The organism is Nocardia sp. CA-120079, assembly GCF_050955745.1.
Taxonomy (GTDB): domain Bacteria; phylum Actinomycetota; class Actinomycetes; order Mycobacteriales; family Mycobacteriaceae; genus Nocardia.
This window is the reverse complement of sequence record NZ_CP192088.1, coordinates 2,966,522-2,992,431: the sequence shown is the minus strand read 5'-3', so window position 1 is coordinate 2,992,431 and position 25,910 is coordinate 2,966,522. Positions and strand designations below refer to the sequence as shown.

The following is a 25,910-nucleotide window of genomic DNA, read 5'->3' as shown; positions in this document are numbered from 1 at the left end:
CAAGAAAAGCAGGCCCACCCATTCGATATCAGGCGACGGCTTCCTCTCCGACGAGGGTGGTGCGGTGCATCAATCGGCGCGAGCTCACCTCGTAGTGCTGGGCGCGATGCAGCATGCCGGTGTTGTCCCATACCACCAGATCGCCGGGCCGCCATTGATGCTGCAGGGCGAACCGCGGCTGGGTCGACCAGTCGAGCAACCGATCCAGCAGCGCCCGGCTCTCGTCCGCCGACATGCCGACGACCTGTGCCGCGGTCGCACCGATCAGCAGCGACTTGCGGCCGTTCTTGCGCGTCCACACCAGCGGATGCACCCGGGTCGGCACCTTCGCCCAGGCGGCCCGCTCCCGATCCGTCGGATCCGGATTGGCCAGCGACTGCGCGTGCGCGAAACTGTGCACCACGCGCAGGGTTTCGAGTTCGGCCCGCTCGGCATCCGACAGCGCCGCGTGGGCGGCGAAGGTGTTGGCGAATTCGGTGCCACCGCCGTCGGCGGCCACCTCGAGCGCGGTCAGCAGGGTGGCCTGCTGCGGGACCGCGTCGGTCGCGCCATCGATATGCCAGAAGAAGGTGCCCTCTCGATAGGCGGCCAGCACGCTCTTGGCCGGATCACGGGTGATGGCCGATACCTCCGGATGCGTCTTCTCGCCGCCGAACGGCGCGACCACGACCTCACCGAGCAGGCGACTCAGCGCAACGAGCGCATCGTCATCGATGTGGGCGTCGCGGTAGATCACCACCCCGTAGCGGTCGAGCGCCGCGCGCAGGTCGTCGGCAACTCGCCGATCGGCGAGTTGCCTGCCGGACAGGCCGGTGATTTCCAGTCCGATGTGGTGGGTCACGGGGATGGCGGTGACGGTCATGATGCGCCTCTTCGGTACGGCAGCATGCGGGTCGATGCCCTGCAAGTGCTGAACTAGTGCCCAAACTTGATATGTGCATATGCTTAACACCGTGACGGATGACAGGTCAAGCGGCCGGGCGAGCACGAACGAGTCGGCGACCACGCGCGGCACGGCCCGGGTCCGCCGGATCGGCGCGCAGGATTCGACCACCCGGCTCGCCATCCTCGATGCGACCGCGCAGATCATGCTCGAGCAGGGACATGCCGCGGCGACGTCACGGCGGGTCGCCGCGCTGGCCGGGGTCAAACCCGCGCTGGTGCACTACTACTTCCCGACCATGGACGACCTTTTCCTGGCGGTATTCCGCCGCGGCGCGGAGGCCAATCTGGAGCGGCAGCGCCAAGCCATGTTCTCCGAGCAGCCGCTGCATGCGCTCTGGCAGCTCAGCCGGGAACCGTACGGTACCCGGCTACAGCAGGAATTCATGGCGCTGGCCAACCAGCGCCCGGCCATCCGTACCGAAATCGCCGCCTATATCGAACGTTTCCGCGATATCCAGGTGACCGCGCTGACCTTCATCGCCCGGGCCGGCGGCCTCGACCTCACCGAGCTGCCGCCGGTGGTGATTTCACTGCTCATCGCCAGCGTGTCCGGCGTCATCGCGACCGAGAATGCCGTGGGCGTCACGCTCGGCCACGGCGATCTGGTCGCATTCGTCGAGCAGTACCTGGACAGGTTCGAGGCGAGCGCATCCGAACGCACCGAGATCGAGGCCGCGGATTCGTGATCTGGCACGCGCTCAGTCCGAGTTTGAGCGCTAGTTCAGCATCCGGGTCGGGATAGCCCGCGGCTGCGACAGCTCGTCGTCGATATCCCGTGGGAATTTGTCGACCGCGCCCGCGCGCAGGGTGTATGGTCGATCTCACTGCGAGAGTGGCATTCTCCCAAATGAAGATTGACCATCTCTCCGCTTGTCCAGATCGGGGTGACGCACACCCCCGGCGTCGCACGAACAGCGAGGAGTCACGTGAACATCGACGACATGATCCTGGTGAGCATCGACGACCACGTCGTCGAGCCGCTCGATATGTTCGACGGCCGGGTGCCGAAGAAGTGGGCCGATCTGGCGCCGAAGGTGATCGTGGACGAAAAGGGCGTCGACCGGTGGGTCTACCGTGGCAAACCGACAGGTGTCACCGGGCTCAACGCGGTCGTTTCCTGGCCGCCGGAGGAGTGGGGGTACGACCCGGCCGGTTACGCGGAAATGCGCCCCGGTGTCTACGACATCCACGCCCGCATACGGGATATGAACGCCAACGGCATCCTGGCCTCGATGTGCTTCCCCACCTTCGCCGGATTCAGCGCCGGCCACCTGAGTCACTTCAAGGACGAGATCACCGTCGCGATGATCCAGGCATACAACGACTGGCATCTCGAGGGCTGGTGCGACGTCTACCCGGGCCGGTTCATCCCGAACGCCATTCTGCCGCTGTGGGATCCGCAGCTGGCCGTCGCCGAGATCCACCGCGTCGCCGCGAAGGGCTTCCGCGGCGTCACGATGGCGGAACTGCCGCACCTGCAGGGCAGCCCCAGCTATTTCGACGAGGACTTCTGGGGACCGGTCTTCGGGGCGCTGAACGAAACCGGTCTGGTCATGAACCTGCATATCGGCACCGGATTCGGGGCGCTCAAGCTGGCGCCGGACGCGCCGATCGACAATCTGATGTGCCTGGCGCCGACGGTCTCCCAGATCACCGTCCAGGATCTGCTCTGGGGCCCGGCATTTCGCAACTACCCCAATCTCAAGGTGGCGCTGTCGGAGGGCGGCATCGGCTGGATCCCGTTCTTCCTGGATCGCTCCGATCGCCACTACACCAACCAGAGGTGGCTGCGGCGCGACTTCGGCGGCAAGCTGCCGAGCGAGGTCTTCCGCGAGCACGTGATCGCCTGCTACGTCACCGACCCGACCGCACTCACTTATCGGGACGCGGTCGGGATGGACATCATCGCGTGGGAATGCGACTACCCGCACTCGGACTCGCTGTGGCCCGACGCACCCGAATTCGTGCTGAAGGAACTGAACGCCGCCCACGCCGACGACACCGATATCAACAAGATCACCTGGCAGAACGCCTGCCGTTTCCTGAATTTCGATCCGTTCGAGCACACCCCGAAGGAGCAGGCCACCGTCGGCGCGCTGCGCGCGAAGGCCGCGGGCTGGGACACCTCCACGACGACGCGGCGGCAATACGCCGAAGCCTATGCCCAGCAAGCACACTGATCGAGGGATGACGATATGCAGTTGATGGTCTTCTCCCGCCCGCAGCCCGGCCGGGACGAGGAATACAACACCTGGTACAGCGAAGTCCACGTACCCGAGATGCTCGCCATCGATGGCGTGAAATCCTGTACGCGCCATCGTCTTCGGACCACCGAGGACCAGCCCGCCGAATATCTGGCGGTCTACGACATCGACGGTGATATCGACACCGTGATCAAGGAACTGATGGCCCGGTCCAAGGACGGCCGGATGCGGCTCAGCCCATCGATCGATCCGGCCAATACGCGGATGACGATCTGGGAGCCGATCTGACCCGCAGCCGCGAGGCAACCCTGATCGTGCAGCATGTCTCCACCCGAACCCCGCACGCAACGGACCGCGATTCGCATGTCCTCAGAACCCGAGATCGGCGAGCAGCCGCTCGCTTTCGGCCCAGAGGCGGGTGGCGGCGGCATCGTCGAGGGCGACGGGGGCCGGTGTTTCCACTGTCTTCCGGTAGAAGTAACGCCCACCGTCGCGACCGCCCTCGGGATCGGTGGCCAGCCACACCAGAGTGTCGGCCGGTTCATCCGGCGCCACCGTATCGGCCGCGGCCATATGTGCTCGCATCGCCGCATCGCCGTGTGTGGCGAAGTTACTGGCGACGACACCCGGATGCATGGCCTGCGCGACGATGCGGTCAGGTGCCGCACGTCGCGCCAGTTCGCGGGTGAACAGAATATTGGCGAGTTTCGCACGGCAGTAGGCCGCTGTCGGGTGAAAGTCGTTCAGGCTCTGCGGATCCGCCCAATCGAAGCCCTCGGTCGCACGGTGCGCGCTCGACGATACGGCGAGTACACGCACCGATCCCGATGGCAGGCCCGCCGCACTCTTCCGCAGCAGCGGCGTCAGTTCTCTGGTGAGTAGGAACGGGGCGAGGTGGTTGACCGCGAAGGTCGCCTCGGCGCCTTCGGAGGTGATGATCTGCCGATCCCGCACGCCACCCGCATTGTTGATCAGCACATCCAGACGCGTTGTGCGGCTCGCGATCTCGGCAGCCACATACGCCACCTCCGTCATCAGGGTGAAGTCGGCGCGCACCATGTCGAAGCCGCCGCCGTCGCGCGCGGCGGCCGTGATCCGCGTTCGCGCGGCCGCACAACGCTGTCGATCGCGTCCGACACCGATCACCTGCCAGCCGCGTGCCACCAGCTTTTCGGCGGTCGATGCGCCGATGCCGGAACTGGCTCCGGTCACCACCGCGACCGGACGATCTGCCTCGAATGTCAAAGTCATTGCCTCTCGGTCATTTCAGCGGGGCCGCAGGCCGTCGAGCAGGAGACCGACGGTGAATTGGACCCGCTCGTCGAGTTGTTCGGGAGTTGGCGGGCGACCGGCCACGATGGAGCGCACCTGGCCGCCGACGACCATGCTCATGAAGGCGCGGGCGGCCTGCCCGGAGTTGGTCGGCACGATCGTCGCTGCGGTGATCGCGCGGTCGAGGACACCCGCGACGAAGTCGACCACCGGTCCGGCGCTCAGTTCGTAGTTGGCGACGAAAATCTCAGGAAAGCGATAGCTTTCGGTATTGATAATGCGTTGCAGGCGTAGCCCGTTCGGCGTCATCACCTGGTCGATCCGCAGCCGGGCGACCGCGGTCAGCGTCTCGGCCAGATCGCCGTTGTCGAAGCCCGCGAGCACGTCCGCGGGTACGACCTGTCGCTCGATGGCGCGCCGGACGGCGGCGAGGAACAGCGATGCCTTGTCGGGATAGCGGGCGTAGACGGTGCGTTTGGTCATGTTCACGCGACCGGCGATCATCTCGATGGTCGTCAGCTCGTAGCCGTGCTCCAGGAACAGATCCAGTGCGGTGTCGAGCAATTCCTCGTGCCGCGCCTCGGCCTCAGCCCGGGTAGGCCGCCCGGCCGCACGCCGAATGGGCGGACCGACCTCAGTCATCGCCGCCTCCACGAAATTGCCGCTTGCGTCATCGTGCCTCCGATCGCTAATAATGATACGCATGAGTTGCCATTTTTCTAGCGGGCAACGTCACCGGGAAGGACCCCCGTGAGCTCAGCCATCGAAACCCTGACACAACTGGCCGATGCCGCCGATCGCTTCGACCACTCCGCCGCCGACCTTCGGGAAACCCAGGTCGCGGCACTCGATGAGAAACTCCGACAACACCACGACCGGATCAAGCTGCTCGGCCACCGCGCGCGGGAAGCCGGTATCACCGAGATCCACGACCGCGCGGATATGGTGCCGCTGCTGTTCCCGCACTCGGTCTACAAGAGCTATCCGGAAAGCTTTTTGATCGAGGAGAAGTGGGACCGGCTCGGCAAGTGGCTCGGCACCGTATCGCCCTACCCCATCAGCCCGATCGAGACCTCCGACATCGCCGATATCGACGACTGGATCGGGCGGCTGCAGGCCGCAGGCCATTACGTCTCCTGTTCCAGCGGAACGACCGGCAAGTCGGCCATGCTGCTCGCCTCGGCGCGGGATATGGAATGGTCGCGCAAGGATACGGTCAATGTCTTCTCCTGGGGTTCGGGTGTGCGGCCCGCACAGGATCGGCGGATGGTCGGGATCGCCGCGACCGCATCCGTGCCGAAGAACGCGGTCATCGCCGCGGCCCAGCAAGCGGCGTTCGGTGATCCGGCCAAAGAGCGTTTCCGCCTGCCTATTCCACCGATCACCGTCGGCTCGCTGACCAAAATGGTGGTGCTGCGCAAGAAGATCGCCGACGGTACCGCCCGGCCGGAGGAACTGGCCGATTTCGACCGCACCTCTCGGAATCGGCAGGAGGCGCTCGACAAAGCGATGATCGCTGGTGCCGAGGCGCTGGTGCGATACCGCGCCGACAAGCTCTATATCTCGGGCATGTGGAATGCGCTGTACCAGGTGGCCGCGATCGTCCGGGATATGGGCTACTCCGCCACCGACTTCCACCCCGACAACTGCCTCTACGTCGGCGGCGGGCTCAAGCGCGCCCAATTGCCGCCGGACTACCAGCAATTCGTCCACCAGACCTTCAATATCCCGGCCGACCGAGACTTCCAGAACTACTCGATGCAAGAACTCAATTCCGGAATGCCCAAGTGCCGCAAGGGCGATCGCTATCACATACCACCATGGATTGTGCCGTTCATCCTCGACCAGGACGGTGCGACCCTGCTGCCGCACGAATCCGGTGAAATCGAAGGCCGCGCCGCATTTTTCGATCTCTCACTGGACGGACGCTGGGGCGGGATCATCACCGGCGACAAGATCGCACTCGACGTCGACCCCTGCGCCTGTGGCAACAAGGGCCCGTCGATCCGCAATGACATCGTGCGATACGCCGATACCAAGGGCGACGACAAGATCGGCTGCGCCGGCACGGTCGACGCGTACGTCAGGGGCCTGTCATGACCATCGCCGACACCGTGGCGGCCGCGCCGTTCTTCCTGCGCGGCGAATTGCTCGAGGGTGACGACGTCACGCATCGCTCGCGCGATCTGGGGGTAACCTTCGCGACACCGCGCGTCCCGATGGACCGCGCAGTGCATCCGCGCACCCAGGTGCCGCCGCTGCTGAACGTTCCGCTCGCGGAGATCATCGATTTCCTGGTCGAGACCGGGAGACAACTGCGCGCCCCCGAAAACCCGTTCGTGCGCGACTGCATCGACCGGATGTCGTCCACCCATGTGCTGCCGCGCGCCGTGCTGCAGGCACAGGTCATCGGTGCGGCGGGCTATCTCGACAAGCGGTTGCTCGAGACCGTGGTCGAACAGAATTTTCCGGACCCGCGGGCGCTGGACGAGTGGATTCCCAAGCGGGACTTCACCGGTCGCCAGAGTTTCGTGCGGGCCTTCGCACCCAGGCTGATCCATGTGCTGCCCGGCAACTCCCCCGGCGTCGCGGTCAAGTCCATTGCCCACGGCGCGCTGGTCAAGGCGGTCAATCTGTTCAAGATGTCGTCGAGTGATCCGTTCACCACGGTCGCGATCCTGCGGACCATGGCCGATATCGATCCCGACCACGCCATTGTGCGGTCGATGTCCGCGCTCTACTGGCGCGGTGGCGACGATGCGGTGGAACGGGTGCTGTACCGGCCGCAGTATTTCGACAAGATCGTCGCCTGGGGTGGCGGTGATGCGATCGACAACGTGATCAAATACCTCGGGCCGGGCTTCCAACTGGTGTCCTTCGACCCCAAGACGTCGATCTCGATGGTCGGCCGGGAGGCCTTCGCCTCGGACGAGTCGCTCGACCGGGCGGCCGAACTCGCGGCCACCGATGTGATGGTGCTCAACCAGGAGGCCTGCGTCGCAAGCCGTTTCGTCTATGTCGAGGCCGATCAGGCCGATGCCGACCGCTTCTGCGCCCGGCTGCACGCCCGCATCGTCGACAAGGCCGCGGGATCGGGCGACACCCGACCGCTCGATATCGATTTGCGCGAGCAGATCGACGCCCTGATGATGCTCGACGACGAGTTCCAGGTCTGGGGACAGACCGACGGCAAGGGCCTGGTGATTCGTTCCGACGAACCGGTGGACTTCCACCCGATCAACAAGACCGCCAACGTCGTTCGCGTGGACAGCCTCGACACGGCGATGAAGTACGTCAATGTGGCGACGCAGACGGTCGGCTTCTTTCCGTTCGACCGGATGGCCGACTACCGCGACCGGCTGGCCAGCGGCGGCGCCCAGCGCATCGTCCGCCTCGGCGAAGCCGGACCGAGCACGATCGGCAACCCGCACGACGCGATGTACCCGCTGCACCGTTTCGTGCACTGGATGGCGCACGAAGACGGAGTCGCACCGGATTAGCTAGCCCGACCTTTTACCTTTGGCGAGGTCGTGGTGCGCATCGGGCAGCCGCACCGCGACCCGCACCTGGAACATCAGCGATCGGGTCGGCAGCACCATGACCGCGCCGAGCGCCGCGGCCCGCCGCACCGCGACGGCGTGCGCGCCGACCGGCCCCCACCACCAATTCCAGCCACAGCCGTGTCGCGAGAGAATACGGGCGGTGCTGGTGAAGTCCGCGTCCTCGAGCCCGGAGGCGTCGACGAACAGTCCGCTCAGTGCGATGGATCCGAAGAGCATCGACGGCGAGATCCCGTCGCAGACGACGTGCACGGTGCCGGTGGCGCCGACCCACCGCGCGGCCCGCTCCAATACGGCACGGCGACTCTTCGGGCTGCCCGAAACCAGCGCGACGGCCACTGCGGTCAAGCGCCGGGTCCTTCCAGGATCGTCACCGCCGACACCGCGGTCGGCCCACCGAGGTTGTGCGCCAAGCCGATCCGCGCACCGTCGACCTGATTGACCGCCGTACCGCGCAACTGCTCGAACAACTCGACGCACTGGGCCACTCCGGTCGCCCCCGGCGGATGTCCCTTGGCCTTCAGGCCGCCACTCGGATTCACCGGAAGGGCGCCGCCGACCTCGGTGACCCCGCTCTCGATCAGTTTCGCGGCCCCGAATCGCTCGGCGAAGCCGAGGTCCTCGTAGCTGATCAGTTCGATACCGGTGAAGAAGTCGTGCACCTCGGCGACATCGATATCCGCGGGAGTCAGACCCGCCATCCCGAAAGCCGCCTTCGCGGCTCGCACGGTGGCCGGGAAGGTCGTCATATCCCGCTTGTGCTGATGCATCACCGAATCCAGCCCGAGGCCGACGCCGCGGATCCACACCGGACGATCGGTGTAGCGGTCGACCACATCCGCCGCGGCGAGCACCAGCGCCGCCGCACCGTCGCTCTGCGGTGCGCAGTCGTAGAGCCCGAACGGTCCGGCCACGATCGGCGCTGCCAGCGCCTGTTCCAGGCTGATCTCGAAACGCAAGCGGGCCTTGGGATTACGTACACCGTGCCGGTGGTTCTTCACCGCGACCATGGCCAAATGCTCTCTGGTCGCGGGCGATTCGTGCAGATATCGGGCCACGTGCAGCGCGAATCCGACGGGCGCGATCAGGCCGAGTGGGTAGTCCCAGGCCATATCGCGCGCCATCGCCTCCCATTCCCACAGCATGTCCTTCTGCGCGGTCTCGCGCAACTTGTCCGCGCCGACGACGAGGGCAACGTCGAAAGCACCGGAGGCGATGCCGAACAGGGCATTGCGCACCGCGTCATTGCCTGTCGCACAGGAGTTTTCGACCCGGGTCACCGGCAGATCCGGCAGCCCGAGCGCATCGGCGACAATCCCGGCCGGGAATCCGTCGGTATTGCCCATCGCACCGAACCAGGCCGCCTGCAGATCGGAGGTGGCCAGCCCCTTGTCGATGCTGGCGGCGCATTCGGCGAATGCCATCGGCACCAGATCCTTGACGCCGAGGGCGAAATGCTCGGCGAAGGGCGTCATACCCGCACCGACAATGGCTACTTCCCGCACCGCGCGACCTCCGGTTCGAATGCGTATCCGTAATCGGGCACCCCCGAGCGCACCGCGACCCGGCGCAGCACCATGCGGCCGCGGTCCCCGATCGCCACGGTGCCCGGATCGGTGCCGGTCACCTTCGCCAGCGCCCGCACCCCGACACCGTCGAGTTCGATGATCACCAGGGTGTACGGACTTCTCAGCCCCGGCACCGGTATCGCGACGGTGGCCTCGGTGTACACGGTGCCGGTGCGCGGCAGCGGCACCAGGGTGTAGTCGGTGCTCAGACCGCCGTCCGCGGCGACCCGATAGCGCGGCGGGAAGTCCAGTTCAGCACTGCCGGAGTGTTTTCCGGCCTCCCAGCGCACTTTCGCCTCGAATGCGCGCTCGTAGGCGGCCAGCGAGATCGGAATCTCGGATCCGGGCCACAGGTCGCCTTCGGGCAGCTCTCTGGCCGTCGACTCGCGACGGTGCAGCACGGCCGTACCGGTGGCGACCGTGATGCCGGACAGGCTGGCCTGCTCCACCCCCACCAGCAGACCCGTGCTGCCCCATTCGGCCATGGCCGCCAAGGCGAACAGCCCGGCGCTGGCGCCCACCGTCGGCAGCGACGGCGGACCGCCCAGACACAGCGCGGCCGCCTGCTTGTCGTCGACGCCGGCCACCGCTACCGGCGTGTCCAGCCAGGCCGCAGCCAGCGAGGCCAACAAGCCGCGCGTGTGCAATAGTCTCGGATCGCCGTAATCGTGCACGGCCCCAACGGCATTGCGGGTGCGCACCGGCAGGCTGCGCGCCACCCGGGCGGCGGTGCGCACCTGCAGGCCGTGATCGGACACCATTGCCGCGGCCGCACCCGCAGGATCGGTATCGACCCCGATGATCAGGGTGCGCGGCCGGGCGGAACTGAGCGAGTCGAGGGTGGCGGGCGCGCCGCCGAGCCGCTCGATCACCTCCAGTTCCGGATCCAGCCCCAGCCCCGCCAGCAGGACCGCGGCATTACTGCTTCCCACCAGCGGCAGATCACGACTGACCACAATCACCCGTTCCACCGGACCGGCGTCGTGCAGCGCGGCGCGACCGGCCGCCACGGCCAGGGTGATCGCGTCCTCGTCGTCGCCGAGCACCCGATGGCGCTGGGCGCCCCAGCACGGCAGGTAGGTCCCTATCGAAGCGATGTAGGTCATGGGTACTCCAGCGAATTACGTGATCGCACCGGCGGTTTTGAGCGCGATGATGCGGTCCCAGTCCAGGCCGAGTTCGAGCAGGACCTCGTCGGTCTGCGCGGCGAATTCCGGGCCGGGACGCAGGTCGGGCGCGGTGAGATCGAACTGCACCGGACTCGAAACCAGTTGCAGCTCACCGGCTTTGCTGACATATTCGTTCGCCTGCACCTGCGGATCGTCGATCGCCTGGAGCGCGTCCTGCACCGGCGCCCACGGCCCGGACAGGGTCGCGAAACGCTCGGTCCACTCGGCGAGCGTCCGGGTGGCGAACACCTCGCGCAGGATCTCCACGGCCACAGCGGTATTGGTCGCGATTGCGGCGGCATCGGCGAATCGCGGATCCTCCGCGAGGTCCGGCCGGTCGATATGTTTGCATACGTCGCCCCAGAATTTGCCGGGCTGCAACATGACCAGCGACAGGTACCGACCGTCCTTGGTTGCGTACAACCCCGACAGCGGATTCGACGGCGAACCGTGTGACCCGGTCGGGAACGCCCGCAGCGGCTCCCCCATATACGCCGAGAGCGCGATGGTGTGCCCCATCGACCACAGCCCGCTGCTCAGCAACGACACATCCACGATCGACGGCTCGCCCGTGCGTTCCCGCTTCAGCAGCGCGGCCGCGATGCCGCCCGCCAAATTGGTTCCGGAGATGGTGTCGCCGAATGCCGGACCGGGTGGAGGGATCAGCCCGTCGATATCGGGCGGGGTGATAGTGGCGGCGACGCTGCCGCGGCACCAGTAGGCGGTCATGTCGTAGCCGCCCTTATCGGCCTCCGCACCGCGCGGGCCGAGCCCGCTGCCGCGGGCATAGATGATCTTCGGGTTCACCGCGCGAATGTCATCGACGTCGATGCCGAACTTGCTTCGGTGCTGCGGCAGGAAACTGGTCAGGAATACGTCCGCGGTCTCGGCCAGGTCGTGGATCACCGCCCGGCCCTCCGGCACCGACATATCGACCCCGATGCTGCGCTTGCCCCGATTGGCATGCTCCACATTGGGATTGGGGTCGCCCTCCACCTTGAAGGTGGCGATCTGACGCAGCCCGCGCTGCGGGTCACCGGTGACCGCGTGCTCGACCTTGATCACGTCCGCACCCCAGTCGGAGAGCACGGCGCCCGCCGACGGCACGAACCCGTACATCGCGACCTCGAGGACGCGGATCCCGTCGAGTGGTCCCCCGGCTGTGTTGATTGTTCGCTCGCTGCGCTCGCTCATCGGACCGCCGCCGCGAAGGTCTTGATCTCCAGGAATTCCGTCAACCCGTCGACTCCCATCTCCCGGCCGATGCCGGACTGTTTATAACCGCCGAAGGGCGCGTCGGCGGCGAAGTAGTTGCCACCGTTGATGCTCATGGTGCCGGTGCGGATGCGCCGCGCCACCGCGAGCGCCCGCTCCTCGTCGGCGCTGAAAACACCGCCGGACAGACCGTAGATCGAGTTGTTCGCGATACGTACGGCATCGTCGTCGTCCTCGTACGGGATCACCGCGAGCACCGGCCCGAAGACCTCCTCCTGGGCGATTTCGCTGTCCGGATCGACACCTGCCAGCAGTGTCGGCAGGTAGAAGAAGCCCGGATCGACCTTCTTGCCACCGGTCACCAGTTGGGCACCTGCTGCTACGGCGCGCTGCACCAACCCGTCGACCTTGTCGCGCTGGCGCTCGCTGATCAATGGGCCCATATAGGTTTTCGGATCGCCGGGGTCGCCGTAGCGGACATGCGCGAAGTTCTGCGCGACCATCTCGACGATCGCATCGTGATCCTTGCGCGGCACCAGCAGCCTGGACGTCAGTGCACAACCCTGGCCGGCGTGGTTGACAATGCTGAACGCCGCGAATTGCGCCGCCGTCGGGTAGTCGGCGTCGTCGAGCATGATCGCGGCCGACTTGCCGCCGAGCTCGAGGAATACCCGCTTGAGCGTCTCACTCGCGGCCGCCATGATCTTGCGTCCCACCGGCGTCGAACCGGTGAAGGTGACCACGTCTACGTCGGGATGCGTCGTCATCCGTTCGCCCACAGCCACATCCGAGGAGGTGAGCACATTGACCACACCGGCGGGGATGTCGGTGTGGCGCGCGATGATCTCGCCGAGCGCCAGGGTGGCCAGCGGCGTATCCGGTGCGCCCTTGAGCACCACCGTGCAACCGCCCGCGAGCGCGGGCGCGAGCTTGGCCAATGCGAGCTGATGCGGATAGTTGTATGCGGCGATGGCCGACACCACGCCCGCGGCTTCCTTCTCGACCCAGCGCCGATGGCGCTGACCGCGGATTTCGATATCGCCGAGGTCCTCGGTGAAGGAGAACTTCGACAGCAGTCCGGCGTAGAAGCGGACGATCTCGAAGGGGATCTCGAGCTGGTTACCGTGCGTGAGCTGCCTGGTCGCGCCGACCTCCGCGATCGTCAGCTCCCGCAATTCTTCGACGTTATCGCGAAAGGCCTGGTAGAGCTGTTCGAGGCAGTGCGCGCGGAATGCGGCGTCGGTGGCCCAGGTCGTGGTGTCGAAGGCCCGCCGGGCCGCGGCGATGGCCGCGTCGGTCTCGGTGAGGCCCGCCTCCGGTGCGTACCCGTACACCTCGCCCGTCGCGGGATTGAGCGAAGCGAGCGTGTGCCCGGTCTCGATCAACTGTCCGTCGACGAGCAGCCGCCGGGTCGGAATCTGCTCCGTCCTGGCGGCCACTTCTTCTTGCACTGACATCCGGTCTCCTCGACTGCGCATGGAAACTTCATTCTCGCTGTTGGAGAATCTTACATTCGCCGATCGCGAGACTGTAGCAACATTCCGAAATAGGCAACACCTGTCAGCGCATGGATGTAGTTGGCGTTCGCATGTCGATATCCCGCATCACCCGGGAAGTCTTGCGTTTAAGCTCGACGCGAGAGTACGGTTCTCATCATTCGGAAGGGAGATTCTTGCGTGAAAACCGCTGTGGTCACCGGAGGCGCCTCGGGCATCGGCCTCGGCATCGTCGAGCGCCTGCGCGCTGACGGCCTGCACGTCGCCACCCTCGACCTGAACCCGTCCGCCGAGGACGATTTCGCCTATCAGGTCGACGTGACGAAGCCGGACGAGATCGCCGAGGCGTTGACCGACGTGCGCACCAAACTGGGCCCGATCACCGTGCTGGTCAATGCCGCCGGAATCGAGAAGTACCGCCGCTTCCACAACCTCACCTTCGAGGAGTGGCAGCGCATCATCGATGTCAACCTGCACGGCGTATTCCACACCGTCCAAGCGGTCCTGCCGGATATGACAGCCGCGAACTGGGGACGCATCGTCAATATCTCCTCCTCCAGTACCCACTCCGGCCAGCCGTTCATGGCGGCGTACGTGGCGGCCAAGTCCGGACTCAACGGCCTCACCAAATCGCTTGCGCTGGAACTGGGGCCGTACGGGATCACCGTCAACGCGGTGCCGCCGGGCTTCATCGATACCCCCATGCTGCGCCGGTCCGAGGACAAGCAGTTGCTCGGCGGAACCATCGAGGAGCACATCCAGCGCACCCCGGTGCGCCGGGTCGGCCGCCCCGCCGATATCGCCGCCGCCTGCTCGTTCCTGATCTCCGAGGACGCCGGCTACATCACCGGACAGATCCTCGGCGTCAACGGCGGCCGCAATACCTGAACCCGTCCGTGCCAGGCATGGACGGTGCAGCCCAGCAGAAGTAGGACCGAAAGGAAGAGCCGTGGGACGTGTGGAGGGCAAGGTCGCCTTCGTCACCGGAGCCGCGCGAGGCCAGGGCCGCAGTCATGCGGTCAAGCTTGCGGAGGAGGGTGCCGACATCATCGCGGTGGATATCTGCCGCGATATCGACAGCATCCAGTACTCGCTGTCGCGACCGGAGGATCTCGAGGAGACCACCCGTCTCGTCGAGAAAACCGGACGGCGCATCATCGCCGAACAGGCCGACGTGCGCGACCGAGCGCAGCTCACCGCGGCGATCGAACGCGGTATCGCCGAATTCGGCCATCTCGACATCGTGGTGGCACAGGCAGGCATCGCCGGTATGAAGGGCGAGCCGCAGTGGCAGGCCTGGACCGATGTCATCGATACCAACCTGCTCGGCGTCATCAATGCCGTACAGGCGGCGCTGCCGCATCTCGGCGCGGGCGCATCGATCATCGCCACCGGCTCGACCGCGGCGCTGATGGACTTCTCGAAAGTCGACCAGCCGGGCAAGGATCCGGGCGGTGTCGCCTATATGGTCGCCAAACGCCTTCTGTCGCAATATATCCACGAGATCGCCACACACTTGGCCCCGAGCAGTATTCGGGCCAATGTCGTGCACCCGACCAACTGCGACACCCCCATGCTGCACAGCGAGCCGATGTACCGGTCGTTCCGGCCGGATCTCGAACATCCCACCCGCGCGGACGCCGAACCCGCCTTCTTCGTGCAGCAGGCCATGCCGGTCCCCTTTGTCGATCCGGCGGAGATCAGCAACGCGGTGTTGTTCCTGGCCTCCGACGAGTCCCGTTTCATCACCGGTACCCAACTGCGGGTCGACGCCGGCGGCTATCTGAAGTGGTACGACTACCGCGTCTGAAGGGAAGAAATACCGTGAAGGTTCGAGTCGATGACGAACGCTGCCAGGGGCACACGCTGTGCGCGATGATCGCCCCGAAAGTGTTCGAACTCAGTGAAATCGACGGGCATTCGTCACCGGTCAGCGAAGACGTTCCAGCCGATCAGCAGGACAACGTGCGCGAGGCCGTCCGGTCCTGCCCCGAGCGGGCGATCTCCAGCACCGAATAGAGGAACCGCCGATGACCGATATCGCATCCGATGCCGAGCGCAGACAGCCGCAATTTCATTTCGATCGACACACCCCGCAATATCGCGGACAGTTCGTCGACATCACCCAGCAGATGCAGAGCGAGTGCCCGGTCGCCTGGACCGAAACCTACGGCGGGCACTGGGTGGCCGCCGGTAACCGCGAAGTGTTCGAACTGGCCCGCTGCCCGCACATCTCCAACGACAACGACCCCAACGGTGAACGTCGTGGCTACAAGGGGATTTCCATTCCGACACCGGAACGCGGCCAGGGCATTCGCGCGGGCATCCTGGAAATGGACCCGCCCGAACAGCGGGAACTGCGCTCGGCACTGAATCCGTACCTGTCCCCCGCGGCGGTGCAGCGCTGGATTCCGTTCGTCGACGAAATCGTGCGCGCCAGCATCGACGAGCAGATCGAAAGCGGCAGTATCGATTTCGTCGACGAGCTGGCCAATATCGTGCCCGCGGTGCTCACCCTCGCGATGCTGGGCATCCCCCTGGACAAGTGGACCATCTACAACGAACCGGCGCACGCCTCGGTGTACACCCCACCGGATTCGCCGGACACCCCGCGCATCGCCGAAATGCACCGTGCCATGGGCCTTGACCTGCTGACGAATTATCTGGAGGTCAAACAGAATCCGCGGCCGGGCATGCTGCACGCCGTCGCGGAGTCCACCCTGAACGGCGAGCCGATCTCCGATATGGACGCGCTCGGCATGCTCAGCCTCATTATCGGCGGCGGCTTCGACACCACCACCGCGCTCACCGCACACGCACTGGAATGGCTGTCGGAGAATCCGGGTCAGCGCGAATTGCTCAGCCGCGAACGCGATCTCATCCTGGATTCCGCGACCGAGGAGTTCCTGCGCTACTTCGCCCCCGCACCGGGTGACGGCCGTACCTTCGCCCAGGATTGCGAGGTCGGGGGCAAGCAGTTCGCCGAGGGTGAGCGGCTGTGGCTGTCGTGGGCGATGGCCAACCGGGATCCCGAGGTGTTCGACAACCCCAATGAGATCGATATGGAACGCCGGGGCAACCGGCACTACAGTTTCGGTCTCGGCGTGCACCGCTGCATCGGCTCCAATATGGCGCGCATGGTGTTCAAGCGAATGCTGCTCGCGGTGTTCGACCGGATGCCGGACTATCGCTGCGCTCCCGAGGACGCCGTACATTACGACACCATCGGCGTCATCCAGGGCATGCGGCATCTGCCTGCGACCTTCACCCCCGGTCCCCGGCTGGGCGCCGGACTCGACGAAACCCTGGCGAAACTGCAGCGTGTCTGCGATGAGCAGCGGCTGGCCGAACCGGTCACCGTGCGCAAGGGCGACGCCCAGATCTGACGAAAAGAGCGAGGAGGCGATATGGGCGAAGCATCGGGACGTCCACTGCCATTGCTCACCCTCGAGAACGAGTTCTTCTGGACCTCGGGGAGCGATGGCACGCTGCGCATACAGGAATGTGAATCCTGTGCGGCACTGATCCATCCACCGCAGCCGGTGTGCCGGTACTGCCGTGGACACGAGATGGGAGTGCGTGCCGTCTCGGGCTTCGCCACACTCGCCGGCTTCACCGTCAACCATCGTTTCGGTGTGCCGGGACTGCCCGCGCCCTATGTCGTGGCGCAGGTCGCGCTCGAGGAGGATCCGCGAATTCGGCTGACCACCAATGTGATCGACTGCGATCCGGATGCCCTGGTTCTCGGCATGCGCCTCGAGGTGGTCTTCCAACAGGACGACGACGTGTGGCTGCCGCTGTTCCGGCCCGTCGAAACACAGCTGGCACCGGCCCCGCTGCCCGTGGACGATATTGCGCCACAAGAGTTCTGGCAGCACGTGCGGCCCATGGTGCGGTCGGAGAAATTCGAGGACCGGGTCGCGCTCACCGGCATCGGTATGTCACCGATCGGGCGGCGGCTGCAGGTTCCGCCGCTGCGGCTGACCATCCAGGCCTGCGAACGCGCGATCGCCGACGCCGGTCTGACGATCGACGATATCGACGGCCTGTCGACCTATCCGGGCGGCGGCAATATGGGCGGATTCAGCGAGGGCGGCGCGCTTGCGCTGGAGTCCGCCCTCGGCATCCGGCCGACCTGGCACAACGGTGGGATCGAAACCTTCGGCCCCGGCGGGTCGGTCATCTCGGCCATGTTGGCGGTCGCGGGCGGGCTGGCCCGGCACGTGCTGTGTTTCCGCACCCTGTGGGAAGCCACCTTCAACGATCTGATGCGCGCGGGCAAGATCAAGCCGTCCGCTGCGCGCACACCCAGCTGGATGGCCCCATTCGGCGCCACGTCGGCGGCACATACGCTGGCGCAGAACGCGCAACGACATTTCCAGCGCTATGGCACCACTCGCGAAACCCTCGGCTGGATCGCACTGAATCAGCGCGCGAATGCCGAGCTGGAGCCGACCGCGATCTATCGAGATCCGATGACCATGCAGGACTATCTCGAGGCGCGCACGATCACCACGCCGTTCGGGCTCTACGACTGCGATGTGCCCTGTGACGGTGCGATCGCGGTCATCGTCTCGAGCGTGGACGCGGCGCGTGATCTGGCCAAACCACCGGTTCTGGTGGAGGCGGTCGGTACCCAGATCATCGAGCGCATCGAATGGGATCAGAGCACCCTCACCCACGAACCACAGGTCCTCGGCCCGGCCGCGCACCTGTGGACCCGAACCACATTGCGCCCCACCGACGTCGACATCGCCGAGCTGTACGACGGCTTCACCTTCAACTGCCTGTCCTGGCTGGAGGCCCTCGGTTTCTGCGGTATCGGCGAGGCCAAGGACTTCCTCGACGGCGGTAAGAACATCGCCCGCGACGGCTTGCTGCCGCTCAATACCCACGGTGGCCAGCTCTCGCACGGCCGCACCCACGGCATGGGCCTGCTGCACGAGGCGATCTTGCAGCTGCGCGGTGAAGCCGGTGCGCGCCAGGTCCCCGATGCCCGCATCGGTGTGGTGTCCAGCGGCGGGCTCACCCCCGGTGGGGCGATGCTGCTGCGGAGTAATTCATGACGATTACCGAATCCGATTTCTCGCTACTGACCGGAGACGAACCGATTCCGGTCGTCACCGAAGTCGACGGCATTCCGATGTCGGGGCTGCTGGCCGAGGCGCAGACACCACGGGCTGTGCTGCTCGCCCTGCACGGCGGAGCCACCACCTCGGCGTATTTCGACTGCCCGGACCACCCGCGACTATCTCTGCTGCGGCTGGCCGCGGCGGCCGGATACACCGTGCTGGCCCTGGACCGTCCGGGATACGGCAGCTCGCACTCGCATGCCGACGAACTCGCCGACCCACAGCGCCGTGTGGATCTGATCTATGCGGCCGCCGAGCAGCATCTCGGGTCGCGGCCCCGCGGCGCGGGCACCTTCTTGCTCGCCCATTCCGCAGGCAGTGAATTGGCGCTGCGAATGGCGGCCGACGAGCGCGGCCGCGAATTGCTCGGCCTCGAATTGGCCGGGACCGGGCTGGAACATCAGCAGGAGGCCTACGACATCCTGTGGGGACCTGATCCGCACGGGAAACGGCGCATGCGTCGCGACGGCGTGCCGGGCGGCGTCACCGAACTGCTGTGGTACCCGGCCCGGCTGTACCCGCCCGAGCTGGTCGGCGGTGCGCGGATCGGGTCATATGGCCCACGCTACGAAGGGAATTCGGTCGAGGACTGGCCGACGGTCACCTTCCCCACCCTTGCCGCCGAGGTACGGATTCCGGTTCGGTTCACCGTCGGCGACCACGAAAGGGTGTGGCGCAACGATCCGGCGGCCCTCACCGAAGTTGCCGCCCGGTTCACCGCCGCGCCCAGGGTCGTGCTCAATATCCAGCCCAACAGCGGCCACAACCTCAGCATGGGACATACGGCCGGCGCCTACCACCTCGGTGTGCTGGCCTTCGCCGAAGAAGCCGCCGTCGCCCGGAGTCTCGGCGAATTCTCCGGCCCGGCAATACAATTCAACGGTGTCACACAGGAGGTGAACTGATGGACGTCGTCGACGTTGCCATCGCGCTCGTGCGAGTCGTCGTGGGGGCCACCATGATCGCCCACGGGGTCAATCACTGGGTGGGCGGCGGCAAGATCGCGGGCACCGCGCGCTGGTTCAGCGGCCTCGGACTGCGCGGGGGCGTCCTGCACGCATGGCTGAGCGTCGTCACCGAAATCGGTGCGGGCGTGTTGTTGATCGTCGGGCTGCTCACTCCGCTGGCGTGTGCGGCGGTCATCTCGGTGATGGCGGTCGCGGGCCTGCTCGCCCACCGCACCAACGGATTCTTCGTATTCAAAGAGGGTTACGAGTACGTGCTCGTGCTCGCGGTCGTTTCGCTGGCGCTGGGGCTGCTCGGTCCCGGGTGGCTGTCCATCGATCACGCCGCCGATATCGCGATAACGGGTTGGGCCGGCGGCGGCATCGCCCTCGGGGTCGGCCTCGTCGCCACCGCGGGCCTGCTCGCCGTGTTCTGGCGGCCCGAAGCGAAAGGCGAAGTGTGATGCGGGTCGGCTTCATCGGACTCGGCAGCCAAGGTGGGCCGATGGCGCGCCGGATCGTCGATTCCGGATATGAGACGACGCTGTGGGCGCGGCGGGCCGCCTCGCTGGAGCCGTATGCCGATACAGCGGCGAAGGTCGCCGCATCACCCGCGGAACTCGCCGCCGCGAGCGATCTCGTCTGTCTCTGTGTGGTCGGCGACGCCGATGTCCGCGAGGTCGTGACCGGGGCCGACGGCGTACTGGCCGGCACGGCCGCGGGCACGATCCTGGCCGTGCACAGCACGGTGCATCCGGATACCTGCCGCGATCTCGCCGACATCGCTGTGGCACAGGGGGTTTCGATCGTCGACGCACCGGTCAGTGGTGGCGGTGCCGCGGCCGCCGATGGCCGATTGCTGGTGATGGTCGGCGGCTCGACCGAGATCGTCGAACGCGCTCGCCCGGTATTCGAGACCTACGCCGAGCCCGTCGTCCATCTGGGCCCGCTCGGCGCTGGACAGACCGCCAAGCTCCTCAACAACCTGCTGTTCACCGCGAATCTCGCCACGGCGGCAAGCACTCTCGCACTCGGTAGGTCGATCGGTATCGATCCGGCCCGCCTCGGCGAGGTGATCTCGCACGGCACCGCCGACAGCTTCGCGCTCGGCCGTGTCGTCTCCGCGGGCGGCACCCTGGACCGGATCGCCGCGCACGCCGGGCCGCTGCTGCGCAAGGATGTCGGCCTGATCGCGGAACTGGCCGCCGCCGCGAGCGCCGAACCCGGCATCGTGCTCGACGCCGCGGACGCGACCCTCGCGATGATCGATCACCCGCGCTGATGCGCGTCGGATTCCTCGGCGCCGGGCGAATGGGGCGTCCCATGGTGGAGCGGCTGGTCCGGGCCGGGCACGAGGTGTGCGCGCTCGGCCGGTCGCTCGAAGCGCGCCGGGCCCTCACCGAGATCGGCGCGCAGGCGGTATCCGCCCCCGCGGCCCTCGGAACCAATGCCGATCTGGTCATCGTGTGCGTCTTCACCGATGAACAGGTTCGAGCGGTATGTCTCGGCACATCATTGCTGGCCGCCATGCCGTCCGGTTCGACTCTCGTCCTGCACACCACCGGCAGTCCGCACACGACGGCGGCCATTGCCGCCGAAGCCGTTGCCGCACATGGCATCCAGGTGCTCGATGCGCCCGTCAGCGGCGGCCCGCCCGATATCGCGGCCGGACGCCTCACCCTCTTCGTCGGCGGCCCGGCTGAAACCGTGGACCGAGTCCGGCCCGTGCTGGCCGCCTATGGCGACCCGATCCTGCACGTCGGTCCGCTCGGGGCGGGCCAGCGCGTCAAGTTGGTCAATAATGCCGTATTCGCCGCACACCTCGGAATACTCACCGCGGCAGTGGATCTCGGGAAACAGCTGGGCGTTGCCGAGACCACCCTGTTGGCCGCGCTGCCGCACGGCAGCGCGGCAAGTCGCGCGCTGACCGGTGTCGCGGGCCGGGGGTCGGTGGCCGAATTCAGCGCATCGGTCGGCGAATTCGTCGGCAAGGATGTCGCGGCGGTCCGGTCGATCGCCGCCGAACTCGGCACCGATCTCGGCATGCTCGACACTGCCATCGACCAGCGGCGCTGACAACCACATCCCCCACAGCCCGGAGCCTGTCGAGCACCCGCACGACGCCCTCGCAACGCGGATCCATGTTTATCGCGAAGCCGACCAATGGGATCGATATGCGCAAACCTCCGCAGCGATGGCCGACGACAGCATCGTTCGGTGCGACCACATACGCGGCGGCGCCCCGAACCTGCTGCCAGTGCAGATTCGGGGCCCGTTCGCACCGCGCCACGCTGCGCGGGTGAGCCGTCAGACTCGGGCGGGGACTTCCGCTTCGGTCTGCTCGGCCGGACGGGCGGCAATCGCACGACGGACCGGAATGGCCATCGCGACCAATGCCGCGAGCACCGATACGCCACAGCCGATCAAGAACGCGACGCGGAAACCGTCCTCGGTGGGGATGCTGTGACCGCCGACCGTGATGGTCAGCTGTGCCAGCACCGCGCCGACCACGGCCGCGGAGATCGAGGTGCCGATCGAGCGCATCAAGGTATTGAAGCCATTGGCGGCAGCGGTTTCCGACTGCGGCACCGCGCCCATGATCAGCGCGGGCATGGCGCCGTAAGCGAAACCGACACCCGAGCTGCAGATGATGTTCACGATCAGCAGGCCCCAGGTGCTGCCCATCAGGACCTGCGCGGCGCCGTAGCCGATGGCCATGACGACGGCACCGACGACAAGGGTGAACTTCGGACCGCGCATTGCCGACAGCTTCGCGCCGACCGGGGAGATGAGCATCATCATGATGCCGGCGGGTGCCATCCACAGACCCATCGCCATCATCGACTGGCCGAGACCGTACCCGAGCGAACGCGGCAGCTGCATCAACTGCGGGACACTCAGCTGCAACGCGTACATGCCGACGCCGATCGCGACCGTCGCGAGATTGGTGACGAGCACCTGCGGCCGGGCGGTGACCCGCAGGTCGACCAGCGGCTCGACGGTCCGCAGCTCCCACCAACCCCACACCAGCAGCACCACTACGGCCGCGACGAACAGGCCGAGAATGCTGCCGCTCGTCCAACCCCACGTCGCGCCCTTGGACACCGCGAGCAGCAGCGACACCAGGCCGGCGCCGAGCAGTACCGCACCGAGTCCGTCGAAACGACCCGACGGTCCTTCGGCAATACCCTCCGGGACGATCAGCGTGATCAGAGCGGTGGCGACCGCGACCAGCGCCGCCGCCGCCCAGAACAGCACCCGCCAGTTGCTGTACTCGGTGACCGCCGCCGCCAACGGCAACCCGAGCGCGCCACCGATACCGAGCGAGGAGCTGATCAGCGCGATGGCCGAGCCGAGTCGCTCGGGCGGCAGCACATCGCGCAGCAGCGCGACGGCCAGCGGGATGGTGCCGAAGCCGAGACCCTGCAGGCCGCGGCCGACGATCATCGGCAGCAATGAACTCGCCATGGCGCAGACCACCGAGCCGATGATCAGCGGCACGGTCGAGGCGATCACCATCCGGCGCTTGCCGAACATATCGCCGAGGCGTCCGGCGACCGGGGTGGCGACCGCACCCACGAGCAGAGTGACCGTGACGACCCAGGATGTATTGGCCGCCGAGGAATTCAGAATTTGCGGCAACTCGCCGAGCAATGGCACTACGAGCGTCTGCATCAGCGACGCGACGATGCCGGTATAGGCCAGCACCGCCAGGATGGCGCCTGGCCGGACAGCGGAATCAGGCTTGTCCACCTAAATCTCCCTCGGACTCACAACAATCAGCGTGTATCGTACACTACATGTGTATCATGCATTTCATGTGAACAATACACGCACTGTGTGTGACGCACATCTCCGAGGAAGGAAGGCATGGACAAGCGCATACAACTGATCGAGTTCGAGACCTTGCTACTCGGCCACTACCGACTGAGCCCGCAGCATCGGCGCACCGATGACCCGCTCGAGCGCAGCTCGTATCTGCTGCTGAGCCGACTGCGGATCCAGGGCCCGATGTCGCTGCGACAGCTCAGCGACGCACTGGGATTGGATGTATCGACGCTGCATCGGCAGACCGCCACACTGCTGCGCACCGGACTTGTCGAACGCATTCCCGATCCGGAGGGCGGTATCGCGCGCAAGTTCCGCGTCACCGATACCGGCGGTCGGCGCCTCGACCAGGAGCGTGCTGTCATCATCGAGGTACTGGCAGCGGTGACGCAGGATTGGACCGCCGAGGAGCGCGCCGAATTCGCCCGCTACCTGGAGCGATTCAACAGCGATATCGAGCGGCTGTTCGGACGGACGTGGCCGCGCCCAGAGCCGATACCCGCCCGGTAGGCCACTCGAGCCCGTCGCGCCGCGCCGCCGCCACCCGCGCATGCAGGCGCGCGATCCGAGCGCGCGTCTTGCGCCACCGGTTCGACGGCTTGTGCCCGGTTCGCCTGTCCGGGCCGCGTCCTCGCGCGGCTCGACGTTGAAGCCGGCGCAGCGCACGTTGGGCGCGTTCGAGATGTTTCGGGTTGGCGATCACCTCCCCGTTCGACAGCACAGCCAGCGATGTCACCCCCAGATCTGCGCCGATCGTCGATTCCGGTTGGCGGGCAGTCTTGACGGCTTGCTCGACCTCCACCGAGAACGACACGAACCACCGCCCTGCCCGGTGAGAGACCGTGGCCGAGCGGATACGCGCGGTGCCTCGCTCGAGGCGACGCGCCAGTTTACGGGTCGACTCGACTGCTTACGCAGAGCGTAAGCAGACCACGGCACCAGCGGAGTCAGATCATCACCCGAGTGTCCGTAGGTCGCTTCCGCATGGCGCTGATCGAGATCGGCCTTACAGGCACCGACAACCGGTCAACTCGCGGTGATGGCATGCTCCGGGCAGGCCGACACCGCCACCAGAACAGCACTGGCGTGGTCGGCCGGAACCTCGGGAGTCTGCACCTCGGCGTAGCCGTCGTCGTTGAGGGTGAACACCTCCGGGCACAACGCCACGCACACTCCGTGTCCGCGACAGTGGTCGGAATCGACCGAGACCTTCATCGGGCACCGCCTTCCGCGATATCGAATTCCAGATGCAGCGCGGTCAGGCCGCGCAGGACGAAGGTCGGCACATACTCGTACTCGCGTGCGTCGGCGGCGCCGTGCACGGTTTCGTCGATGCGGATATCGGTCGTGCGGTCCAGCAGCCGCTCGATGGCCACCCTGGCCTCGGCCCGGGCCAGCGGCGAACCCGGACAGGTGTGGATGCCACGGCCGAAGGCGATGTGGGTGCGGGCATTCGAGCGCTCGGGATCGAAGGTCGTCGGGTCGTCGAAGTGGCGCGGATCCCGGTTGGCGCCACTGTTCACCACCATCAGGGTGGTACCGGCGGGCAGGTCGATCCCGCCGACGCTGACCGGCACCTTCGACAAACGGAAGTCGCCCTTGACCGGGCTCTCCATGCGCAGCGCCTCCTCGATGAAATTCGGTATGCGCGAACGGTCCTCGCGCAGCCACCGCTGCAGGTCGGGCTGCTCGGCGAGCAGTTTCAGCGCGGAGCTGAGCAGCCGAACGGTCGTCTCCTGACCGGCCGAGAACAGGTTCGCGGCCACCCGGACGACATCGAGCACCGTGGGTTCGGAACCGTCCGGGAACATCGTGGTCGCCATGCTGCCGAGCACATCGCCGCGCGGTTCGCGACGCCGGTCCTCGATGTAGTCGGCGAACTTGCCGTAGAGGAATTCGATCGGGTTGTGGTGCATGGATTCGCCCTCGGTACTGCCGAGGGTGGAGCCTTCCCGGTGCGGGTCGCGCTGCAACGCCTGCAGGAATTCCTCCTGGTCGGCCGGCGGCACGCCGAGCAGGTCGGCGATGACGTAGAGCGTGAACGGTCCGGCGAAGTCGCGGATGAAGTCGCCGCGGCCGGGTGCGAGGTAGCTGTCGAGCATCCGGTCCGCCAGTGTCCACATCGCGTCCTCGTTCTCCTTGAGGCGCTTCGGGGTGATCAGCCGCATCAGCAGGCCGCGATGCTGGGTGTGCACCGGCGGGTCCAGGGTCGGCAGCTGGTCGCTGAACGGCAGTTTGTCGCGGTGCTCGGCGATCAGCGCATCGATATCGCCCTCCAGCGGGACCGGGAAACCGGGGAACGGACCGGTCACCGAGGTACAGGAGGAGAAGTGCTCGGTGTCGTTCAGCACCTCGAGCGCCTCATCGTAGCCGGTCACCAGGTACACGCCGTGGTGGTTCTCGCGCGCCACCGGGCATTGCGCCCGCATGGCGTCGAAGTACGGATACGGATCCGCTATGAGCTCGCGTCCGAGAAAGAAATCAATCTCCTCGAAGTCGTTCACCACTGATGGCTCCCTTCGCCACCGCGCGCTCCACGGACCTACCGACCGGCACGCGAGAATGCTACTCTCACTA

The 25,910-nt window shown here is 66.4% G+C and carries 27 protein-coding genes; 15 read left to right on the top strand and 12 right to left on the bottom strand.

Annotation, left to right across the window (positions count from 1 at the left end; genetic code table 11):
- Positions 1-28: 28 nt before the first annotated feature.
- The gene (locus ACQPYR_RS13535; protein WP_433631901.1) at positions 29-862 is read right to left on the bottom strand and encodes a TauD/TfdA dioxygenase family protein; all 834 of its coding nucleotides are present in this window, start codon (positions 860-862) and stop codon (positions 29-31) included.
- Positions 863-1,031: 169 nt separating this feature from the next.
- Here ACQPYR_RS13535 and ACQPYR_RS13530 point away from each other — a divergent pair, with 169 nt between their 5' ends.
- From ACQPYR_RS13530 to ACQPYR_RS13520, 3 genes are all read left to right on the top strand, one after another.
- A complete protein-coding gene (locus ACQPYR_RS13530; protein ID WP_433635122.1) occupies positions 1,032-1,631 on the top strand; it encodes a TetR/AcrR family transcriptional regulator in 600 nt (199 codons plus the stop codon).
- A gap of 240 nt (positions 1,632-1,871) precedes the next feature.
- Positions 1,872-3,125 carry an amidohydrolase family protein gene (locus ACQPYR_RS13525; RefSeq protein ID WP_433631899.1) on the top strand — a complete coding sequence of 418 codons (1,254 nt, stop codon included), beginning with the start codon at positions 1,872-1,874 and terminating at the stop codon, positions 3,123-3,125.
- Between the two features lie 15 nt (positions 3,126-3,140).
- The gene (locus ACQPYR_RS13520) at positions 3,141-3,437 is read left to right on the top strand and encodes a hypothetical protein (RefSeq protein ID WP_433631896.1); all 297 of its coding nucleotides are present in this window, start codon (positions 3,141-3,143) and stop codon (positions 3,435-3,437) included.
- A gap of 81 nt (positions 3,438-3,518) precedes the next feature.
- Here ACQPYR_RS13520 and ACQPYR_RS13515 read toward each other — a convergent pair whose 3' ends face one another.
- Both ACQPYR_RS13515 and ACQPYR_RS13510 read right to left on the bottom strand, forming a co-directional pair.
- Positions 3,519-4,400: an SDR family NAD(P)-dependent oxidoreductase gene (locus ACQPYR_RS13515; RefSeq protein WP_433631894.1), complete on the bottom strand. Its 882-nt coding sequence runs from the start codon at positions 4,398-4,400 to the stop codon at positions 3,519-3,521.
- 15 nt (positions 4,401-4,415) lie between these two features.
- Complete coding sequence (locus ACQPYR_RS13510) at positions 4,416-5,063, bottom strand: TetR/AcrR family transcriptional regulator (protein ID WP_433631891.1); 648 nt, start codon at positions 5,061-5,063, stop codon at positions 4,416-4,418.
- A gap of 108 nt (positions 5,064-5,171) precedes the next feature.
- On the opposite strand from ACQPYR_RS13510, the gene ACQPYR_RS13505 reads away from it, so the two are divergent.
- The gene (locus ACQPYR_RS13505; protein ID WP_433631888.1) at positions 5,172-6,521 is read left to right on the top strand and encodes a hypothetical protein; all 1,350 of its coding nucleotides are present in this window, start codon (positions 5,172-5,174) and stop codon (positions 6,519-6,521) included.
- Positions 6,518-7,921 (top strand): acyl-CoA reductase, encoded by a 1,404-nt coding sequence (locus tag ACQPYR_RS13500; protein WP_433631886.1) that lies wholly within the window; start codon positions 6,518-6,520, stop codon positions 7,919-7,921. Before ACQPYR_RS13505 ends, ACQPYR_RS13500 begins: the two co-directional genes overlap by 4 nt.
- Here the strand turns inward: ACQPYR_RS13500 and ACQPYR_RS13495 are convergent, their stop codons facing one another.
- From ACQPYR_RS13495 to ACQPYR_RS13475, 5 genes are read right to left on the bottom strand one after another with little or no spacing between them, the layout of a single operon-like run.
- On the bottom strand, positions 7,922-8,329 hold the full coding sequence (locus tag ACQPYR_RS13495; RefSeq protein ID WP_433631883.1) for a hypothetical protein: 408 nt from the start codon (positions 8,327-8,329) through the stop codon (positions 7,922-7,924).
- Positions 8,326-9,486, bottom strand: coding sequence for a thiolase C-terminal domain-containing protein (locus ACQPYR_RS13490; RefSeq protein WP_433631881.1), 1,161 nt, complete (start codon positions 9,484-9,486; stop codon positions 8,326-8,328). Before ACQPYR_RS13490 ends, ACQPYR_RS13495 begins: the two co-directional genes overlap by 4 nt.
- Positions 9,474-10,655 carry an OB-fold domain-containing protein gene (locus ACQPYR_RS13485; protein WP_433631878.1) on the bottom strand — a complete coding sequence of 394 codons (1,182 nt, stop codon included), beginning with the start codon at positions 10,653-10,655 and terminating at the stop codon, positions 9,474-9,476. The genes ACQPYR_RS13490 and ACQPYR_RS13485 overlap by 13 nt, the downstream gene beginning before the upstream one ends.
- Positions 10,656-10,670: 15 nt before the next feature.
- A complete protein-coding gene (locus ACQPYR_RS13480) occupies positions 10,671-11,912 on the bottom strand; it encodes a CaiB/BaiF CoA transferase family protein (protein WP_433631875.1) in 1,242 nt (413 codons plus the stop codon).
- Positions 11,909-13,390: an aldehyde dehydrogenase family protein gene (locus ACQPYR_RS13475; RefSeq protein ID WP_433631872.1), complete on the bottom strand. Its 1,482-nt coding sequence runs from the start codon at positions 13,388-13,390 to the stop codon at positions 11,909-11,911. The genes ACQPYR_RS13480 and ACQPYR_RS13475 overlap by 4 nt, the downstream gene beginning before the upstream one ends.
- A gap of 219 nt (positions 13,391-13,609) precedes the next feature.
- Between ACQPYR_RS13475 and ACQPYR_RS13470 the strand changes: the two genes are divergently transcribed.
- The 9 genes from ACQPYR_RS13470 to ACQPYR_RS13430 all read left to right on the top strand — a co-directional run bounded on the left by ACQPYR_RS13470 (position 13,610) and on the right by ACQPYR_RS13430 (position 21,581).
- Complete coding sequence (locus ACQPYR_RS13470; protein WP_433631870.1) at positions 13,610-14,317, top strand: SDR family NAD(P)-dependent oxidoreductase; 708 nt, start codon at positions 13,610-13,612, stop codon at positions 14,315-14,317.
- A 61-nt stretch (positions 14,318-14,378) separates the two neighbouring features.
- A complete protein-coding gene (locus tag ACQPYR_RS13465; protein ID WP_433631867.1) occupies positions 14,379-15,239 on the top strand; it encodes a mycofactocin-coupled SDR family oxidoreductase in 861 nt (286 codons plus the stop codon).
- Between the two features lie 14 nt (positions 15,240-15,253).
- Positions 15,254-15,448, top strand: a complete 195-nt coding sequence (locus ACQPYR_RS13460) for a ferredoxin (RefSeq protein WP_063039407.1) — start codon at positions 15,254-15,256, stop codon at positions 15,446-15,448.
- Positions 15,449-15,459: 11 nt separating this feature from the next.
- On the top strand, positions 15,460-16,815 hold the full coding sequence (locus ACQPYR_RS13455; RefSeq protein ID WP_433631864.1) for a cytochrome P450: 1,356 nt from the start codon (positions 15,460-15,462) through the stop codon (positions 16,813-16,815).
- 21 nt (positions 16,816-16,836) lie between these two features.
- The gene (locus ACQPYR_RS13450) at positions 16,837-18,495 is read left to right on the top strand and encodes a thiolase C-terminal domain-containing protein (protein ID WP_433631862.1); all 1,659 of its coding nucleotides are present in this window, start codon (positions 16,837-16,839) and stop codon (positions 18,493-18,495) included.
- The gene (locus tag ACQPYR_RS13445; RefSeq protein ID WP_433631859.1) at positions 18,492-19,466 is read left to right on the top strand and encodes an alpha/beta fold hydrolase; all 975 of its coding nucleotides are present in this window, start codon (positions 18,492-18,494) and stop codon (positions 19,464-19,466) included. The genes ACQPYR_RS13450 and ACQPYR_RS13445 overlap by 4 nt, the downstream gene beginning before the upstream one ends.
- The gene (locus ACQPYR_RS13440; protein ID WP_433631857.1) at positions 19,466-19,969 is read left to right on the top strand and encodes a DoxX family protein; all 504 of its coding nucleotides are present in this window, start codon (positions 19,466-19,468) and stop codon (positions 19,967-19,969) included. The genes ACQPYR_RS13445 and ACQPYR_RS13440 overlap by 1 nt, the downstream gene beginning before the upstream one ends.
- Positions 19,969-20,787, top strand: a complete 819-nt coding sequence (locus tag ACQPYR_RS13435) for an NAD(P)-dependent oxidoreductase (RefSeq protein WP_433631855.1) — start codon at positions 19,969-19,971, stop codon at positions 20,785-20,787. The genes ACQPYR_RS13440 and ACQPYR_RS13435 overlap by 1 nt, the downstream gene beginning before the upstream one ends.
- Positions 20,787-21,581 carry an NAD(P)-dependent oxidoreductase gene (locus ACQPYR_RS13430; protein ID WP_433631852.1) on the top strand — a complete coding sequence of 265 codons (795 nt, stop codon included), beginning with the start codon at positions 20,787-20,789 and terminating at the stop codon, positions 21,579-21,581. Before ACQPYR_RS13435 ends, ACQPYR_RS13430 begins: the two co-directional genes overlap by 1 nt.
- A 231-nt stretch (positions 21,582-21,812) precedes the next feature.
- Here the strand turns inward: ACQPYR_RS13430 and ACQPYR_RS13425 are convergent, their stop codons facing one another.
- Positions 21,813-23,258, bottom strand: a complete 1,446-nt coding sequence (locus tag ACQPYR_RS13425) for an MFS transporter (protein WP_433631850.1) — start codon at positions 23,256-23,258, stop codon at positions 21,813-21,815.
- A gap of 117 nt (positions 23,259-23,375) precedes the next feature.
- Here ACQPYR_RS13425 and ACQPYR_RS13420 point away from each other — a divergent pair, with 117 nt between their 5' ends.
- Positions 23,376-23,843, top strand: a complete 468-nt coding sequence (locus ACQPYR_RS13420; RefSeq protein ID WP_433631848.1) for a MarR family winged helix-turn-helix transcriptional regulator — start codon at positions 23,376-23,378, stop codon at positions 23,841-23,843.
- Here the strand turns inward: ACQPYR_RS13420 and ACQPYR_RS13415 are convergent.
- The 3 genes from ACQPYR_RS13415 to ACQPYR_RS13405 all read right to left on the bottom strand — a co-directional run bounded on the left by ACQPYR_RS13415 (position 23,776) and on the right by ACQPYR_RS13405 (position 25,840).
- Complete coding sequence (locus tag ACQPYR_RS13415; RefSeq protein WP_433635121.1) at positions 23,776-24,135, bottom strand: transposase; 360 nt, start codon at positions 24,133-24,135, stop codon at positions 23,776-23,778. The two genes, ACQPYR_RS13420 and ACQPYR_RS13415, sit on opposite strands and share 68 nt — an antisense overlap.
- 224 nt (positions 24,136-24,359) lie before the next feature.
- Positions 24,360-24,548 (bottom strand): ferredoxin, encoded by a 189-nt coding sequence (locus ACQPYR_RS13410; RefSeq protein ID WP_433631845.1) that lies wholly within the window; start codon positions 24,546-24,548, stop codon positions 24,360-24,362.
- On the bottom strand, positions 24,545-25,840 hold the full coding sequence (locus ACQPYR_RS13405) for a cytochrome P450 (protein WP_433631842.1): 1,296 nt from the start codon (positions 25,838-25,840) through the stop codon (positions 24,545-24,547). Before ACQPYR_RS13405 ends, ACQPYR_RS13410 begins: the two co-directional genes overlap by 4 nt.
- Positions 25,841-25,910 lie beyond the last annotated feature (70 nt).

What these genes read in the sequence shown, in the direction of transcription:
- ACQPYR_RS13410 (WP_433631845.1), bottom strand. Translation starts at nt 24,548, where the DNA reads ATGAAGGTCTCGGTCGATTCCGACCACTGTCGCGGACACGGAGTGTGC.
- ACQPYR_RS13485 (WP_433631878.1), bottom strand. Translation starts at nt 10,655, where the DNA reads ATGACCTACATCGCTTCGATAGGGACCTACCTGCCGTGCTGGGGCGCC.
- ACQPYR_RS13445 (WP_433631859.1), top strand. Translation starts at nt 18,492, where the DNA reads ATGACGATTACCGAATCCGATTTCTCGCTACTGACCGGAGACGAACCG.
- ACQPYR_RS13420 (WP_433631848.1), top strand. Translation starts at nt 23,376, where the DNA reads ATGGACAAGCGCATACAACTGATCGAGTTCGAGACCTTGCTACTCGGC.
- ACQPYR_RS13455 (WP_433631864.1), top strand. Translation starts at nt 15,460, where the DNA reads ATGACCGATATCGCATCCGATGCCGAGCGCAGACAGCCGCAATTTCAT.
- ACQPYR_RS13510 (WP_433631891.1), bottom strand. Translation starts at nt 5,063, where the DNA reads ATGACTGAGGTCGGTCCGCCCATTCGGCGTGCGGCCGGGCGGCCTACC.
- ACQPYR_RS13475 (WP_433631872.1), bottom strand. Translation starts at nt 13,390, where the DNA reads ATGTCAGTGCAAGAAGAAGTGGCCGCCAGGACGGAGCAGATTCCGACC.
- ACQPYR_RS13520 (WP_433631896.1), top strand. Translation starts at nt 3,141, where the DNA reads ATGCAGTTGATGGTCTTCTCCCGCCCGCAGCCCGGCCGGGACGAGGAA.
- ACQPYR_RS13440 (WP_433631857.1), top strand. Translation starts at nt 19,466, where the DNA reads ATGGACGTCGTCGACGTTGCCATCGCGCTCGTGCGAGTCGTCGTGGGG.
- ACQPYR_RS13500 (WP_433631886.1), top strand. Translation starts at nt 6,518, where the DNA reads ATGACCATCGCCGACACCGTGGCGGCCGCGCCGTTCTTCCTGCGCGGC.
- ACQPYR_RS13515 (WP_433631894.1), bottom strand. Translation starts at nt 4,400, where the DNA reads ATGACTTTGACATTCGAGGCAGATCGTCCGGTCGCGGTGGTGACCGGA.
- ACQPYR_RS13430 (WP_433631852.1), top strand. Translation starts at nt 20,787, where the DNA reads ATGCGCGTCGGATTCCTCGGCGCCGGGCGAATGGGGCGTCCCATGGTG.
- ACQPYR_RS13435 (WP_433631855.1), top strand. Translation starts at nt 19,969, where the DNA reads ATGCGGGTCGGCTTCATCGGACTCGGCAGCCAAGGTGGGCCGATGGCG.
- ACQPYR_RS13450 (WP_433631862.1), top strand. Translation starts at nt 16,837, where the DNA reads ATGGGCGAAGCATCGGGACGTCCACTGCCATTGCTCACCCTCGAGAAC.
- ACQPYR_RS13480 (WP_433631875.1), bottom strand. Translation starts at nt 11,912, where the DNA reads ATGAGCGAGCGCAGCGAGCGAACAATCAACACAGCCGGGGGACCACTC.
- ACQPYR_RS13535 (WP_433631901.1), bottom strand. Translation starts at nt 862, where the DNA reads ATGACCGTCACCGCCATCCCCGTGACCCACCACATCGGACTGGAAATC.